Here is a 15,649-nt window from a genome sequence, read left to right on the forward strand (position 1 = left end):
CTCCTGCTCAGTGTGATGGTGTTCTGTCGCGGACCCTATCGCTTGCCCTGGCTCAGCCACTGGGCAACCTCGGTCGCGTAATAGGTGAAAATGAGGTCTGCCCCGGCACGCCGCATTCCGGTCAGGGCCTCGAGCACGATTCGCTCACGCTCAACCCAACCGTTGGCCGCGGCCGCCTCGATCATCGCGTACTCGCCCGAGACCTGGTAGACCGCGACGGGCACGGTCGACAGGTCGGCCACTTCGCGCACGACGTCGAGGTAGGCCATCGCCGGCTTGACCATGACCATGTCCGCTCCTTCCTCGAGGTCCAGCTGGGTCTCGAGAACGGATTCGCGCCGATTGGCCGGGTCCTGCTGATAGGTTTTCCGATCGCCCTGCAAGGACGAACCGACGGCGTCGCGGAACGGACCGAAGAACGCGGAAGCGTACTTGGCGGAGTAGGCCATGATCGAGACGTCCTGGAAGCCCTGCTCATCGAGAGCCTGGCGGATCCCTGCGATCTGCCCGTCCATCATTCCGGACGGGCTGACCACATGCGCTCCGGCTCGGGCCTGGGAGACGGCCATGCGCTCGTAGAGGCGCACGCTGCGATCGTTGTCCACCACGGTCTCGCCCGTTCCGTCCACGGTCAGCGGTCCGCAGTGCCCGTGGTCGGTGAACTCGTCGAGGCACGTATCGGCCATGATGACCACCTGATCTCCGAATTCCCGCCGCACGGCCGCGATTCCGCGATTGAGGATTCCCTCGGGATCCCACGCGGCCGACCCTTCCGAGTCCTTGTCCTCGTCCCGAGGAACTCCGAACAGATCGACGCACCTGACGCCGGCATCGACGGCGCTTCGCACGGCCTCCACCAGGGATTCGACGGTGTGCTGGTACTGGCCCGGCATCGACACGATCTCAGTCGGCTGGTCGATGCCGTCACGGACGAACAGCACCTGGATCAGGTCTTCTGCGTGGAGTCGCGTCTCCGCGATGATGTCCCTCATGGCCGGGTTCGTCCGGAGCCGACGCGGCCTCCGGACCAGATCCAGATTTCCTGACGCGGTCGTATCGCTCACGGTCATCACTTCTTTCCTGCTCAACTCGTGTGTGTCGTTTGGTGTTCGTCGTACCCGAAGACCCGGGACACCGTGTCCGTCAGGTGCGCGGCCGATGTCCCCGGGGATCGGATGGCTTCCAGGCCCAGTTCCCGGGCCGTGCGCTCGGTGGTGCGCCCGATGCAGATCACCGGAACCCGGATGGGCCCCAAGCCCGCAAGCGTCTCGAGCAGTCGGGGCGAGGTTGCCACCACGGCGTCGATCGCATCCGGCCCCTCGGCCCGGAGGCACTTCGACGTCGCCTCCCGCCCGAGCACGGGCGCCGGACATGGTTGGTCGGTCTGCCCCTCGAGGAGAGGCCGCGCCGCGGGAAACGGTACCTGCTCGTAGACGGTGGCTTCCCGGACCCGATGTCCGCGATCGCGCAAGCCGTCCACCAGTTCCGTGCGGGCCGGTTCGCCGTGCACGCACAGCACGGATTGGTCCGCTCCCTCCCCCATAACTCTCGTCCATTCCTCCAGCATTCCCGCCGCGCTGTTCTCTCGCGGCGGATTCCGAACGGTCAGGCCCGAACTCATCGCGGCCGCTCTGGTGGCATCGCCGACGCACCAGACGCGGGCGTGCCCGAAGAGTTCTCCCAGCGAACGCGCCGAGTGCTCGCGCGTCAGGATGTCGGAGGCCCAGACGCCGTTGGCGCTGGTGAAGGTCACGACGTCGTAAGGCCCTCCGGACAGAAGGCCGAACGCGTCCGATCCGGCACGTCCTGAGACCGCTTGGGCCTCGGACAGGGGGCTCACGACGGGAGCGAATCCTTTGCCCGTCAGCCCCTCAACCAGCTCGGCCGACCGCGCCGGCGTGCGCGTCACCAGGACACGCGGCGCGGCCGCGCCCTCCCGGTCCGCGGCGTCGACCTGTCGGGTCACTCGATCGTCAGCTCCGTGAACTCGGCCGCGCCACGCTCCAAGAGAACTTCGGCGGTCTCGGTCCCGAGGGCCTTCGCGGCATGCTCATCGCGAACCGGCGCGGACCTCGTTTCCCGGAGGGTCTCCGTACCACGGGGGTCGGCGACGACGACGTCGAGCGTCAGCGACTCTCCGTCCACCCGTGCATGGGCCCCGATGGGTGCCGCGCAGCCTGCCTCGAGCCGCAGGAGCAGGGCGCGTTCGGCCTCCACGGTGAGCCGCGCCTCGGCATCATCGATCCGGGCAAGGGTCGTCATCAACTCCGCTTCGGTGTCCCGGGTTCGGTACTCGATGGCCAGGCAGCCCTGGCCCGGCGCCGGAAGAACCTTCGTGGGATCCAGGTACTCCGTGACGACGTCCTCGAGGCCCAGCCTCTGCAGGCCCGATGCAGCGAGGACGACGGCGTCGAGATCGCCGTGGGTTCCTCGGCCCACGCCCTTGTCGTTCGTGGCGTAGTGCTCGAGACCGGCGACTCGGGACAACCGTGTTCCCACGTTTCCGCGGATGTCGGTGACCGAGCAGTCGGGGCGCAGAACACGGATCTGCGCGGCCCTCCGGGGAGACCCCGTTCCGATGCTCGATCCTGGCGGCAGGTCGTCCAGACGCAAGCCGTCCCGAGCCACGAGCACGTCACGAGGATCGCCCCTGGGCGGGTAGACGAGCGACAATTTGCCTTCGAACAGGTCCTTGGTCGGCAGGTCCTTGAGCGAGTGGACCGCCACGTCCACGGCGCCACCCAGCAATTCCTGCCGGAGCGCCGCCGCGAAAACACCCGTCCCTCCGAGTTGGGCGAGCGGCCCCGAGGTGATGTCCCCCGTTGTGGTCACCGTTTTGAGCTGCGCGTCCTGTCCTGCCTCGACCAACATGTCCGCCACGGACTGGGACTGGGTCGTTGCCAGCGCGGAACCGCGCGTTCCCACCAGGACCCGGGTCATACGGCCTCGGAGTCCGCGGCCGCCCCGACCGGGTGGTCGGCGATGACAGGCTTGGGGTTCTTGAGCCGTGCCGGGAGGCAACAGTTGGAATCGCACTGATCGAACCAGCCCTTGCCCCCGCATGCACTGACGCGTAGGGCGTCGAGTTCTCGGGGGTCAGTGCTGGGGGCCGTCTCGACGAATCGGGAAGCGATGAGGTCGCGCAGTGACCGCACGTACGCCGGGTGCGTGCCCGGCGTCGGCGTCCGGACGGCCTCGAACCCGAGGTTCTCGCAGGTTTCCATGGCCTCGGTGTCCAGGTCCCACTTGACCTCCATGTGGTCAGAGACGAAACCCAGGGGAACCATGACCACGCCGTCCACGGAACCTTCCAGCGCTTCCAAAGCATCATTGATGTCTGGTTCGAGCCACGGAGTCGAGGGCGAGCCGGACCGGGATTGGTACGCCAGTTCCCAGTCGCAATCGGTGAGTAGTTCGGCGTCCGTTTCCTCGACGAGGCGCAGTACGGAACGAGCGGCCTGGAGGTGCTTCTCGACATAGGCCGAGCCTCCTTCGTACTCCACACCGCGTGGGCCGGCCTCGTTGGCCGCGGTCGTCGGCACCGAGTGGGTGCAGAACACGATACGCACCCGGCCGTTGCCGGCAGCGTGCTTGTCGCTCGCGCCGATCCTCGCCTTGACCTCTCGAATGCCCTGCGTGAGGCCCTCGGCGAAGGACTCGATGAAGCCCGGGGCGTCGTAGTGCTGACGGAGCTTGTCGATCCGGAGGTCTTCCCCGAGGCCGAGCTTCTCGAGGGCGATGCCGTAGTCCTCGCGGTACTGTCGGCAGCTCGAATAGCCGGGATAAGCGCTGGTGGCCAGGACGAGGAGCTTGCGATACCCCTTGTCGTAGGCTTCCTGGACGACGTCGGCGACGTACGGTTCCCAATTGCGGTTCGCCCACAGCACCGGCACGTTCGGACCGTTCTCGGCCAACTCGTCACGCAGGGCCTGGAGCAGCTGTCGGTTCTGTTCGTTGATCGGGCTGACCCCGCCATTGGCACGGTAATGGGTAGCGACTTCTTCGAGGCGCTCGTCCGGGATCCCGCGCCCGGCCGTGACATTGCGCAGGAACGGAATCACATCATCCTGGCCTTCCGGCCCGCCGAAGGACGAAAGGATCACGGCGTCGTAGTTCTCCGGAGCCTGCGAGCGCGTCCGGTCGATGGTCTCCTCGGAGACGAAGCCGTCGGCGTCCTCGAGTGACTTCGGGCCGTTGCTGGCCGTGTTGTCGGGATCGGTCCGGTTGGGAATCGGGTCGATGCGGGTCAAGCTCATCGGAGCACCTCCACCACATCCTCGGCACCGATCCTTCGACCGGTGTAGAACGGGGTCTCTTCGCGCACGTGCAGACGCGCCTCGGTGTTGCGGAAGTGGCGCATGAGATCGACCAGATCGACGAGCTCCGGGGCCTCCAGGGCCAGGACCCACTCGTAGTCGTTGAGTGCGAAGGTCGCGATCGTGTTGGCCAGAACCTGCGGGTAGTCGCGCCCCTTCATGCCGTGGTTCTTGAGCATTTCGGCCCGATGCTTCTCGTCCATGTAGTACCAGTCCCATGAACGCACGAACGGGTAGACGCAAACCCAGGCTTCGGGGTCCTTCCCGCGCGCAAAGGCCGGAGCGTGGTTCCTGGTGAACTCGGCGTCACGGTGGACACCCATGGTCGACCACACGATCTCGGTACCCTTGAGGGCCTCCGTCCTGCGCAGGTCCCTGACCGCGGCCTGCAGGTCCTCGGGGTTGTCCGCATGGGTCCAGACCATGATGTCCGCGTGGTCGCGCATTCCGGAGACGTCGTACAGTCCGCGGACGACGACGCCGTCGGACTCGAGCGACTCCACGGTCTTCTTGAGTTCCTCCGCAGCCCCATCCGACGGGGCCGTCTGAGCATCGTTCCGACGCGCGAAGACGGTGTAGAGCGCGTAGTAGAGGCGATCGTCCCCAGAGGCCGCGCGGTCCGCGCCTGCCTGCGAGCTGCCAGAGTTCTGTTCAGTCATCAACTGACCTGTCCTTTCACTGCGGGCGCCTTGGTCGCAAGGCGCTTCATGCGTCTGTGGTTACAAGATTCCGACCGGGCTCGGCCCCTCGCGGGCCGCCGGTCGACCGACCGTAGCTCACCCAAGATCGAGATCGGCGATCGTCTCTCGCGTGTCCGGAACCAGGGAGGCCAATCCGGTACCGGAGAGCCAGGCGCCGACGGAAGCGACCCGGCTGAGTTTCGTGAGGTTCTGGCGGAACGCCTTGACCTTTTGGGCGTGGCCGATCGAGACCTGCGGCATCGCCGTCTTCCACCGGACGACGTCGGCCCCCTGCAGGTATTTCCGGCTCAGGCTGGTGCCCATGATCCGGGAAGCATCGTGGAGTGCGAGGCTCATGAGCTGTTCGTCCGAGAGGGTCAGTTCCGTGATGGACTGCCCCTGCGACGTCGGGCCGCGACCATAGGAGAGCCGCAGAATGTGCCGGTGCTCCCCCACGCGGTCGGCGATCCACTGCCACTTGGCCGTCATGTGCGTCAGGGCCTTGGCCCGGACGGTCCTGACACGGTCGCTGACCAGAACGCCGGTGCCCCGCGGCGCGGAGTCGAGCGCGGGTGCGTCCAGGACCAGTGTCACGAGTGCGATCTCCGGCCCGCGGCGCACCTCGGGCAACAGGTCGCTGTCCAGGTGGGGCCCCAGCAGGCGAACGGTCGTGGGACCGTCCGTGGCCAGGACCAGGACGTCGGCGGTCAACGCGGCCCGTTTTCCCGCGGACCCCTCCTGACGCCGGATCGCGATCCAGTTCTGCGTGACCTCGTCACGATCCACCGCGATCACGTCGCATCCTGCCAGGAGGCGCACCCCGCGACGGGTCAGGTCGTTGACCAGCGCTTCGGAGAGTTGGTTCATTCCGCCCACGAGACCGGCCACCTGGGATCCGGCGGGCGAGTTCGCTCTGAGTACCGCCGCGGACGCACCCAGAGAACCGTAGGTGCGGATCCCCTCTCTGAGGCCGGGTGCCACGGCGTCGACGTCGAGCTCGTTCGGGTGGGTCGAGTGGATGCCCATGGTCACGGGGGCGACGAGGCCGTCGACGACGTGCTGCCCCATCCGTGCCTTGACCAGGCCTCCGAGGGTCTTCTGATGGGCCCCGACCGAAGAAGGCAGGTACCGGTCCATGGCTGCTCTGCGCTGGCCGGCAGCCGTGAGCGCGGGACGCAAATCGGAGTCCTGCGGATTCGCGGGAATACCGAGGATGCCCGAGGAGGGCATGGGGATCGGACCGCTGGGCAAGTACAGCCATGATCCTGCGCGCGAGGGGGTGGTCCGCGCCTCTCCCAGGCCGAGATCATCGATGAGTTCTGCAACCGAAGCATTGCGCGTCGCGTACGATTCGGCCCCCGAGTCGAGAACCGTGCCGGCTACCTGGTGCGCGCCGACCGCTCCTCCGAAGTGGTCCCGGGATTCCGTGAGCACCACGCGCAAGCCACGATCGGCAAGTTCGCGGGCAGCCAGCAGGCCGGATACACCGCCACCGACCACGAGCGCGGTCCGGGCCTTGCGGGAACGAACCGCGTCCGGGGCATGGGCCGATGAGGAATCGACCGACGCCTCGGGGCTCTTGAGGGTGCTGGCCTGGTCCGGGGTGACTTTCTGAGGTTGGGATGCCATCGACGCTAGCTTTCGTGTATGAATTCGACGAGCCGGGTCAGTACGGCGGGGTCCGTTCCCGGCGGGACGCCGTGCCCGAGGTTCACGATGTGGGCAGCGGCGGCCTTACCCTTCGAGAGTACGTCCATGGTGTGCTTCTGCAGAACACCCCACCCCGCGTCCAGCAGGGCCGGGTCAATATTTCCCTGCAACGGCGTATCGCGGCCCACTCTCTCCGCGGCCCGGTCCAGGTCAATGCGGTAGTCCACGCCGACGACGTCCGCGCCTGCCTCCTTCATCGCCACCAGGAGCTCACCCGTGCCCGTGCCGAAGTGGATCCGTGGGACTCCATAGGGTTCGACCGCGGCGAGGACCTCCGCCGAGTACTTCATCACATGTTCCCTGTAGTCACGCTCGGGCACGGAGCCCGCCCACGAGTCGAAGAGCTGAACAGCGCTGGCGCCCGCCTCGATCTGCGCGCTCAGGAACTGGGCCGAGACTCTGGAGACCCATCCGGCGAGTGCGTCCCAGGCCTCGGGATCCCGGTACATCATGGTCCGGGGGCCCAGGTGGTCCCGGCTCGATCCGCCCTCGGCCATATAGGCGGCCACGGTGAACGGTGCTCCGGCGAATCCGATGAGGGGCGTGCCGCCGAGCTGTTCGACGATCAGTGCGACCGCCTCGCGAATGGGGTCGAAAGCGGAGTTCGGAACCTCGGGCAACTCGGCGATCCGCTCCATCGTGTCGAAGGGCGTGCCCATGACCGGGCCCTTGCCCGGCAGGATGTCGACGTCGAGTCCAGCCACCTTGAGCGGGACGACGATGTCGGAAAAGAAGATCGCGGCGTCCACGTGGTGCCGTCGAACGGGTTGCAGTGTGATTTCTGACGCGAGGGAGGGTGTCAGACACGACTCGAGCATGTTGGTGCCTTCCCTGGCCGCCCGGTATTCGGGGAGGGAACGCCCGGCCTGCCGCATGAACCAGACCGGTGGGTGTTCGGGCCTGTCACCGAGCATGGCCCGGATCATGGGCGAGCGGTCCGTGCCCGCCGCGCGCAGAGGGTGTTCGGAGGGCAGGCGAGAGAGCTGCGCCTCGGTCAACATCGGCCGGGGCGCGTGGTTCGGAGTCGTCATAATGATTCCATTGTGCCAACTTGCCGGACCGTTTTTGTGGACAGGGTGTCATCACGGGAACGGAGTCGCGAGAGTCACTCCGAGCGTGTTTCGCGGTCTCTCGGGACGTGGTTATTATGAGTGAGTCGTGGTTTTGTTTTCGCTGGTTTCATCGCACAAGAACGTTGACCTGAATACCGTCGCCACGTTGACGACGGGCGTCGGGGCGGTCGGTTCTGCCCTCGTGCAGGAGGGTCCGCTCAAGGGCCTCGTGACGCTCTCGACCTGCAACCGACTCGAACTGTACGGTGAGGCACTCGCGACCGACGACGTCGACCGGGCCATGGACGCCATGGTTGCCACCATTTCCGACGCCACGGAGCTCGACGAATCCTTCGTCCGCGGGTCCTTCGAGATCCTCCGGGACGAAGACGCCGCATCCCATCTCTTCACCGTGGTCACTGGGCTCGAATCTGCCGTGGTCGGCGAACGAGAAATCACCGGGCAGGTGCGACGAGCCCTCATGAACGCTCGCGAAGAAGGCTCGGCGTCGGGCGAGCTCATCCGCCTGTTCGAGGCCGCGGCCAGGACCGCGCGAACGGTCGGGACCGAGACCGCCCTCGGCGATCGGGGCAGGTCCATCGTCTCCGTCGCCCTGGACCTCGCCGAAGAGGTTGCCACCACGCCGTGGCAGGAGGCCCGCACGCTGGTCTTCGGCACGGGCGCCTACGCGGGTGCCACCATGGCTGCGCTCAGCGCACGAGGTTGCCACAACGTCTGGGTGTACTCCGCATCCGGCCGCGCCGAGGAGTTCACCGCGAAGCGCGGGGGAACACCCGTGACTGATGCGGAATTGGCTCAGGCCATGACCGCGTCCGACGTCATCATCGGTTGCAGCGGCGGATCGGTCCCCTTCTCTTCGGAGACGTTCCCAGAAGGCAACCACATTGTCGTCGACATGGCCCTGACCAGAGATTTCGATCCTTCCATCGCTGACCTCGAAGGTGTCGAACTCATCACCCTCGAATCCGTGAGGCTCGCCGCGCCGGAGGAGGCCAACGAATCGGTGTCGGCGGCCCGTACGATCGTCGAGAAGGCCACCCGCGAGTTCAGGGCACACAGGAACCAGCAGAACGTGGACGATGCCATCGTGGCCCTGAGGCGTCACACCATGGCGGTTCTGGACGCCGAAATGGACAAGGTCAGGCACCAGTACGGATGCGGCGCCCAGGCGGATCAGCTCGAATTCGCGATGCGTCGCATGATGCATTCCCTGCTGCACACACCCATGGTCAAGGCTCGGAAACTGGCCGCGGAAGGGCGCGAGCAGGAGTTCATGGACGCGATCGAGGCTCTGTACGACATCACCGTCCCGGAGCCGGCCGCAGAGGATTTCCCTGTCGAGGACACCACACCAGCAGGACACGACGTCGCGGAGCAACAGAAAGCGTCCTGACAAGGGCAAACAAGTCTTATAGTAGTGTCCTGGACCCGGACGGCGTGGTCACGGGACGCCCATGGTCCGACTTTGCCGCCGCCACCCGCGGTCCTTGTTAATGCGGCCGAATCGCCATGAAAGGACTGCCCCCTCCCATGTCTGGCTCGTCAGAACTGTCGCCACGATATGAGTTCGGTACCCGAATGCCGGGGCCCCAACGACGTCGTCAACTGCTCTCCGTGGCCCGAGCGCACTTTGCCGCATACGGCTTCCACAACACCACGATGGAAGACATCGCCGAATCCGCGCGTGTGTCCAAGCCGGTTCTCTATCAGCACTTCTCAGGGAAGAACGAGCTGTACTGTGCTGTCCTCGAGTCGGCCATCGAGCTGTTCGAGAACCAGGTCATCACTCCCCTGCTTCGCGACATCGGGAACAAGACCCGGACCAAGGCCATGATCGCGAACTTCATCGACGTTGTCATCAATGATCAGGACGTGTACCGGGTTCTGTTCGAATCCGATGCGCGGGCCAATGAATCCGTCGCTGAGAAGCTCGACGGCCTCGTGGCGCGGGTATCGCGGCGCTTGGGTCGCACGCTCAGCGAAAACAGTGACCTCGACGACGAGGATTGCGACTTCCTGGCCCAGACCCTTGTCGGCCTCGCCATTTCTGCGGCCCGCATCGTCTCCACCACGGAGTGTCCCGACAAGCAATTGCGTCAACAATTTCTGTTGTTCAAACTCGTCTGGCGGGGCCTGGAGAACGTCGACAAGCCTTGGGAATGACTACCGCGCTCAGCGAAATCGGGGCGACCTTTGCACCAGCGCACTCGCGGGTTGAGTAGGCTGGGGCTCGAGTCTCGTTCCCGCCATGATCGCAGGAGGAATACGCATGGAAATCAAGATCGGTATCAAGGACGTTGCCCGCGAGGTCGTCGTCGAATCTGACCAGACGCCCGAGTCCGTCCAGAAGCAGGTCTCCGAGGCGCTGGCCAACGAGAGCCTGCTCGAACTTGCCGACTCGAAGGGCAACATCACCCTCGTCCCCGGCGCCTCGATCGGCTACGTCGAAATCGGCGCGGAGACGCGTCGCCACATCGGCTTCGGCCCGTTCAGCGAGAGCTGAGCAGCCTACCGCAATCCGCTGGCCGGAGGGAGGACCCGCCCGAATCGGGCCAGGTCCTCCCTTCGTTTCGTCCAGCGGGATAGAATGAACCCTGGATGCCCGGTCGTTTCCTGTTGAATTGACGTCCGCCTCGGGGCGCCACCTCGGATTTCGAGGAAGCGCGCCTCACCCGATGATTGTTGCGATCGGCTTCCTACCGATCCTTCGACCGTTGAGGCCGAACGCCCGCACCACGTGCGCAGCCGACCTCCGCGTGACGGTTCCCAACCGTCCGCCCTGCGGCCACCCCATCGACCGAGTGGAGCTCATCCCCGTGAACCAAGACAACGATCCGGAAACCACAGTTCTCGAAGAAACCCCCGACACCGTGCAGCGCGGCCTGGAAACCGAGGCCGGCGAGGCCCCAGAGGTCCGCCCGGAGGAAGACAAGACCTTCGCAGATTTCGGAGTCCGCGAGGACATCTGTGAGGCCCTGGCCGAGAAGGGGATCACCCACCCCTTCCCCATCCAGTCCATGACCCTGCCCGTGGCCCTGTCGGGCCAGGACATCATCGGCCAGGCCAAGACGGGTACCGGCAAGACCCTCGGCTTTGGCCTGCCGGTGCTCCAGCGCGTCGTCGGCCGCGAGGACGCCGCTTGGGCTTCCCTCAAGTCCCCCGGCGCACCCCAAGCACTCATCGTGGTTCCCACGAGGGAATTGGCCGTTCAGGTCGGCAATGACATCTCCGTGGCGGCACGGAAACGCAATGCCCGGGTCGCCACGATCTACGGCGGACGCGCCTACGAACCACAGATCGCGGAGCTCGAGAAGGGCGTCGAGGTCGTGGTCGGCACCCCTGGTCGCCTCATCGACCTCCACCGGCAGAAGTACCTCAACCTCCAACAGGTGGGGACCGTGGTCCTGGACGAAGCCGACGAAATGCTCGACCTGGGGTTCCTGCCCGACGTCGAACGTCTTCTCGCCTCGGTGCCCGAAGTTCGCCAGACCATGCTGTTCTCCGCAACCATGCCTGGCCCGGTCATCTCCATGGCCCGTCGCTACATGTCCCACCCGATGCACATCCGGGCTTCGACCCCCGATGACGAAGGCGCAACCAAGAAGGACATCCGCCAGGTCATTTACCGCGCGCACCCGATGGACAAGGACGAGCTGATCGCCCGGGCGCTGCAGGCCAACGGCCGTGGGCGAACCATCATCTTCACCAAGACCAAGCGCGCCGCCGCCCGCCTCTCCGACGAGCTCGTCAAGCGCGGTTTCGCCGCGGGAGCGATCCATGGCGACCTCGGCCAGGGCGCCCGCGAGCAGGCTTTGCGTGCGTTCCGGAACGAAAAGGTCGATGTTCTCGTGGCGACCGACGTTGCCGCCCGCGGCATCGACGTCGAGGACGTCACGCACGTGATCAATTTCCAGTGCCCCGAGGACGAGAAGATCTACCTGCACCGCATTGGGCGTACCGGACGCGCGGGCAACAAGGGCACGGCGATCACCCTGGTGGATTGGGACGACGTCCCCCGGTGGTCCCTGATCAACCGGGCGCTGGACCTGGGCGTTCCGGAGCCGGTGGAGACATACTCCTCGTCGAAGCACCTGTTCGCCGACCTGGACATTCCCGAGGGAACCAAGGGAAGACTGCCCCGCAACAAGCGCACCCACGCCGGCCTGGAGGCCGAAGAAGTTGAGGACATCGACGGCGATGACCGTCGTTCCCGTTCCGGCGGCGAAAGCCGTGGGAAGGATCGTTCGTCCGGCCGGTCTTCGGGCTCGCAGTCCAGGAACGGTGGCCGCGGTGGCCGTCGCCGCTCGGAGAATCCTTCGCAGGATCCTCGCGAGGGCAACGGGCGCGGTCGCCAGCGTTCCGACGGCGGATCCGCCGAATCCGCTGGCCGTGGCGGGGATGCTCCTCGGCGTCGTCGGCGTCGGCGTCGCACGGGTGGTGCGTCGGGCTCGCAGGCCTCGTCGGCCGAGTAGCCCCGGCTCCCGTGGGAATCGAGCTGAACGACCAGGACTTGGTGATCCGGGGCGACAACCGGGACGTCCTCGCGGATCTGCCGGCCGAGGCCTTCTCGATGATTTATGTGGACCCGCCCTTCAACACCGGGCGGGCCCAGGTCCGACGCGGCCTCCGGAACCACCGTGTGGATCCGGAGGACGCCGATCGGCTCGGCTTCAAGGGACGCGGATACAAGAGCGTCCTCGAATCCTTGTCGCGCTACGACGACGCCTTCGAGGACTACTGGTCCTTCCTGCTCCCCCGCCTGGAATTGGCTCGTGACCTGATGACGGAGTCCGGGACGTTGTATCTCCACTTGGACTATCGGGAGGTCCACTACGCCAAGGTCATGTGCGACATGGTTTTCGGCCGCGATTGCTTTTTGAACGAAATCATTTGGGCCTACGACTACGGTGCCCGGGCAAAGAGACGCTGGCCCGCGAAGCACGACAACATCCTGGTCTACGTCAAGGACCCGAATAAGTACCATTTCGACTCGGCCGAGGTGGACCGGGAACCTTATATGGCTCCGGGCCTGGTAACGCCGGAAAAAGCCGCCCGGGGCAAATTGCCGACCGACGTGTGGTGGCACACGATCGTGTCTCCGACGGGCAAGGAGAAGACGGGGTACCCCACGCAGAAGCCCATGGGTCTCTTGCGCAGAATGGTGGCGGCGTCCTCCCGGCCTGGAGACTGGTGCCTGGATTTCTTCGCCGGTTCGGGCAGCCTGGGGGCCGTGGCCTACGCGCTGGAGCGCCGTTTCGTATGCATTGATTCCAACGATCAGGCCATCGAGATCATGCGCAACCGGCTTCCCCACGCCCGCGTGATCGGGGACTGACCGGGCCCGGCCGCCTCGACGGTGCCTAGCGAGGAGACCGCGCCTGGGCTCTGATGGTTTCCAGAGCCTGCGGCTCGGTCGTGTTCTCGCCCAAACGATTCGGTTTTCCCGCGCCGTGGTAGTCGCTGGACCCGGTGACGATCAGCCCGTGTGTTCGGGCGAATTCCAGGAGCCACTGCCTGTCCTCGGGGCCGTTGTCCCGGTGATAGACCTCCACTCCCGCCAGACCGGCGTCGACCATTTCCTCGAAGACTTCCGGGCCCACGGTCCGTCCACGCTTGCTCGCCAGCGGGTGGGCGAACACCGGGACTCCCCCGGCGCGCCTCACGAGCGACACTGCGAGCGCCGGATTCGGCGCGTAGTGCGGAACGTAGTACTTACTTCCCGTGGTCAGGATCGTGGCGAAGGCCTCGGTACGGTTCCGACATACTCCGGCCGCGACCAGGGCGTCCGCGATATGGGGGCGACCGACCGTCGCGTCGGCGTTGACCTGGGCTTCCACGTCCGGCCATGTGATGGGAAAGTCTTCGCCGAGCCGTTCGACCATGCGTCGTGCCCGAGTCAGGCGCGCCGCTCTCGACCTGTCGATTTCGGCGCGCAGTTCCGGATCCTCGGGGTCGTGCAGGTAACTCAGGAGGTGCACCGAGATACCGTCTTCCGAGGCGCAGGTGACTTCCGTCCCCGGAACGAAGTCGATGCCGCAGGAAGAAGCTTCCCGTGCGGCCTCTGCCCACCCTGCGGTCGAATCGTGGTCTGTCAGGGCAACGGCGGTCAGGCCCGCCTCGGCCGCTCTGCGGACGACGACGGCCGGGGGCTCGGTTCCGTCGGAGACGTTCGAGTGGGTATGGAGATCAATGCACACGGGACCAATCTACTCGGTGCCCGGGAGGCGACGTCCGAACTCGGGCGATATTGTGGAGTCATGACTTCGAACAATTCCCCGGAAACCCAGGAATCCGCCGACCAACAGCCTCTCGAGGAACGGGTCGGCAACCGCTCGCAGCCGCCGCGATCGAGCGCTTTCAAGGATTTCATGGGCACCCATTGGGCGCCCTCGAACAAGCCGCTCCCCGAGCGTGCTTCGGTGGCCGATCACGCGGCCCGGCGTCGTGCGGCGTTGTCCGCGAAATTCCCCGGCGAGCGTCTGGTGATTCCGGCCGGACCGTTGAAGACGCGGTCCAACGACACGGACTACCGTTTCCGCCCCCACTCGGGCTTCGCGCACATGACCGGTCTGGGCGTCGACCACGAGCCGGATGCTGTGCTGATCCTGGAGCCGCTGGACGAGCCGGCGGCGGACGGCTCGAACCACGAGGCGACCCTGTACTTCCGTCCGCTGGCCGGGCGCGACTCCGAGCAGTTCTACGCCGACCCCCGCTACGGCGAGTTCTGGGTCGGTCCCCGGCCCACGCTGCAAGAGATCGAGTCCGAGTACGGCATCCGGTGCCAGGACCTGTCCGACGTCGAGGTGGCCATCACCAAGAACGCCGGCCCTCAGGCGCTGGGCGGCGTGCGCGTGCGTCTGTTGCGCGAGGTCGATCTGAACGTCGATGCCCTCGTGGACACCTCCCGCCTGAACACGAGCGTGGATCTCGAGGAGTCCGATTCGCTCGACGGCCAACTGACCGAGGCCCTGTCCGAGTTGCGCCTCGTCAAGGACGAGGAAGAGATCGCGAACCTTCGTCGCTCGATTACCTCGACCAAAGCCGGCTTCGAGAATATCGTCCGGGCTTTCCCTCAGGCCCGCGAGCATCACCGCGGTGAACGTATCGTCGAGGGCGCGTTCTTCGCCGCCGCCCGGGCCGAGGGCAACGACGTCGGCTACGAAACGATCGCCGCCTGCGGCAACAACGCCACGGTGCTTCACTGGATCCGCAACAACGGAGTCGTGGAAGACGGCAAGCTGATTCTGGTGGATGCCGGCGTCGAGGATGACACGCTCTACACGGCGGACATCACCCGGACCATGCCCGTCGACGGTACGTTCACCGCCGTTCAGAAGAAGATCTACGATGCCGTGCTGAAGGCCTCCGACGCCGCCTTCGAGGCCGCCGTTCCCGGCAACCGGTTCCGCGAAGTGCACGCGGCCGCGATGAAGTCCCTGGCTGAGTCCTTGGACGAGTGGGGGCTTCTCCCGTGCTCGGTCGAGGAGGCCATTTCGGACAACGGGGGCCAGCATCGCCGGTGGATGCCGCACGGTACGAGCCACCACCTGGGATTGGATGTCCACGACTGTGCACAGGCCAAGCGGGATCTTTACCTGGACGGAGTCATCGAGCCGGGCATGGTCTTCACGATCGAGCCGGGCTTGTACTTCAAGGAAGACGATCTGGCCGTGCCCGAGGAGTACCGCGGCATCGGCATCCGGTTGGAGGACGACGTTCTCATCACCGAGGACGGCCCCGAGAACATGAGCGCGGGGTTCCCGCGGACGACGGAGGACATCGAGTCCTGGATTGCCGAGTTGTCCCGGTAGCCCTTGTCCGTCACACACCAGCGCCCCCGGTCCTCGAGGACCGGGGGCGCTGGTGTGTG

The 15,649-nt window shown here is 65.9% G+C and carries 14 protein-coding genes; 6 read left to right on the plus strand and 8 right to left on the minus strand.

The features are described from left to right. Positions 1–35 precede the first annotated feature (35 nt). From hemB to hemE, 7 genes are all read right to left on the minus strand, one after another. Positions 36–1,037, minus strand: a complete 1,002-nt coding sequence (hemB, locus tag AB0Y14_RS03530; protein ID WP_436588815.1) for a porphobilinogen synthase — start codon at positions 1,035–1,037, stop codon at positions 36–38. A 47-nt stretch (positions 1,038–1,084) separates the two neighbouring features. Next, positions 1,085–1,966: a uroporphyrinogen-III synthase gene (locus AB0Y14_RS03535; protein ID WP_436587862.1), complete on the minus strand. Its 882-nt coding sequence runs from the start codon at positions 1,964–1,966 to the stop codon at positions 1,085–1,087. Beyond that, entirely contained in the window at positions 1,963–2,940 is a 978-nt protein-coding gene (gene hemC / locus AB0Y14_RS03540) for a hydroxymethylbilane synthase (protein WP_436587863.1), read from the minus strand. Before hemC ends, AB0Y14_RS03535 begins: the two co-directional genes overlap by 4 nt. Continuing rightward, the gene (locus AB0Y14_RS03545; protein WP_436587864.1) at positions 2,937–4,256 is read right to left on the minus strand and encodes a ferrochelatase; all 1,320 of its coding nucleotides are present in this window, start codon (positions 4,254–4,256) and stop codon (positions 2,937–2,939) included. Before AB0Y14_RS03545 ends, hemC begins: the two co-directional genes overlap by 4 nt. After that, positions 4,253–4,975, minus strand: coding sequence for a hydrogen peroxide-dependent heme synthase (gene hemQ, locus AB0Y14_RS03550; RefSeq protein WP_436587865.1), 723 nt, complete (start codon positions 4,973–4,975; stop codon positions 4,253–4,255). Before hemQ ends, AB0Y14_RS03545 begins: the two co-directional genes overlap by 4 nt. A 117-nt stretch (positions 4,976–5,092) precedes the next feature. After that, positions 5,093–6,625 (minus strand): protoporphyrinogen oxidase, encoded by a 1,533-nt coding sequence (hemG, locus tag AB0Y14_RS03555; protein ID WP_436587866.1) that lies wholly within the window; start codon positions 6,623–6,625, stop codon positions 5,093–5,095. A 5-nt stretch (positions 6,626–6,630) separates the two neighbouring features. After that, positions 6,631–7,737, minus strand: a complete 1,107-nt coding sequence (gene hemE / locus AB0Y14_RS03560; RefSeq protein WP_436587867.1) for a uroporphyrinogen decarboxylase — start codon at positions 7,735–7,737, stop codon at positions 6,631–6,633. 127 nt (positions 7,738–7,864) lie between these two features. Here hemE and AB0Y14_RS03565 point away from each other — a divergent pair, with 127 nt between their 5' ends. The 5 genes from AB0Y14_RS03565 to AB0Y14_RS03585 all read left to right on the plus strand — a co-directional run bounded on the left by AB0Y14_RS03565 (position 7,865) and on the right by AB0Y14_RS03585 (position 13,114). After that, positions 7,865–9,172: a glutamyl-tRNA reductase gene (locus tag AB0Y14_RS03565; RefSeq protein WP_436587868.1), complete on the plus strand. Its 1,308-nt coding sequence runs from the start codon at positions 7,865–7,867 to the stop codon at positions 9,170–9,172. Between the two features lie 137 nt (positions 9,173–9,309). Continuing rightward, positions 9,310–9,942: a TetR/AcrR family transcriptional regulator gene (locus AB0Y14_RS03570; RefSeq protein WP_436587869.1), complete on the plus strand. Its 633-nt coding sequence runs from the start codon at positions 9,310–9,312 to the stop codon at positions 9,940–9,942. 106 nt (positions 9,943–10,048) lie between these two features. Then, positions 10,049–10,282 (plus strand): DUF3107 domain-containing protein, encoded by a 234-nt coding sequence (locus AB0Y14_RS03575; RefSeq protein ID WP_436587870.1) that lies wholly within the window; start codon positions 10,049–10,051, stop codon positions 10,280–10,282. Between the two features lie 367 nt (positions 10,283–10,649). Continuing rightward, positions 10,650–12,251, plus strand: coding sequence for a DEAD/DEAH box helicase (locus AB0Y14_RS03580; protein WP_436588816.1), 1,602 nt, complete (start codon positions 10,650–10,652; stop codon positions 12,249–12,251). Positions 12,252–12,262: 11 nt separating this feature from the next. Continuing rightward, positions 12,263–13,114, plus strand: a complete 852-nt coding sequence (locus AB0Y14_RS03585; protein WP_436587871.1) for a DNA-methyltransferase — start codon at positions 12,263–12,265, stop codon at positions 13,112–13,114. A 25-nt stretch (positions 13,115–13,139) separates the two neighbouring features. Here AB0Y14_RS03585 and AB0Y14_RS03590 read toward each other — a convergent pair whose 3' ends face one another. Then, positions 13,140–13,976 carry a PHP domain-containing protein gene (locus tag AB0Y14_RS03590; protein ID WP_436587872.1) on the minus strand — a complete coding sequence of 279 codons (837 nt, stop codon included), beginning with the start codon at positions 13,974–13,976 and terminating at the stop codon, positions 13,140–13,142. 60 nt (positions 13,977–14,036) lie between these two features. Here AB0Y14_RS03590 and AB0Y14_RS03595 point away from each other — a divergent pair, with 60 nt between their 5' ends. After that, a complete protein-coding gene (locus tag AB0Y14_RS03595) occupies positions 14,037–15,590 on the plus strand; it encodes an aminopeptidase P family protein (protein WP_436587873.1) in 1,554 nt (517 codons plus the stop codon). Positions 15,591–15,649: the final 59 nt, after the last annotated feature.

Origin of the sequence: Rothia sp. HC945 (assembly GCF_051370785.1) — a bacterium.
Lineage (GTDB): Bacteria > Actinomycetota > Actinomycetes > Actinomycetales > Micrococcaceae > Rothia.

Excerpts from the sequence above, each read along its gene's own strand:
- hemE (WP_436587867.1), bottom strand. The coding sequence starts at position 7,737 with ATGACGACTCCGAACCACGCGCCCCGGCCGATGTTGACCGAGGCGCAG.
- AB0Y14_RS03570 (WP_436587869.1), top strand. The coding sequence starts at position 9,310 with ATGTCTGGCTCGTCAGAACTGTCGCCACGATATGAGTTCGGTACCCGA.
- AB0Y14_RS03575 (WP_436587870.1), top strand. The coding sequence starts at position 10,049 with ATGGAAATCAAGATCGGTATCAAGGACGTTGCCCGCGAGGTCGTCGTC.
- AB0Y14_RS03595 (WP_436587873.1), top strand. The coding sequence starts at position 14,037 with ATGACTTCGAACAATTCCCCGGAAACCCAGGAATCCGCCGACCAACAG.
- hemQ (WP_436587865.1), bottom strand. The coding sequence starts at position 4,975 with ATGACTGAACAGAACTCTGGCAGCTCGCAGGCAGGCGCGGACCGCGCG.
- hemG (WP_436587866.1), bottom strand. The coding sequence starts at position 6,625 with ATGGCATCCCAACCTCAGAAAGTCACCCCGGACCAGGCCAGCACCCTC.
- hemC (WP_436587863.1), bottom strand. The coding sequence starts at position 2,940 with ATGACCCGGGTCCTGGTGGGAACGCGCGGTTCCGCGCTGGCAACGACC.
- AB0Y14_RS03545 (WP_436587864.1), bottom strand. The coding sequence starts at position 4,256 with ATGAGCTTGACCCGCATCGACCCGATTCCCAACCGGACCGATCCCGAC.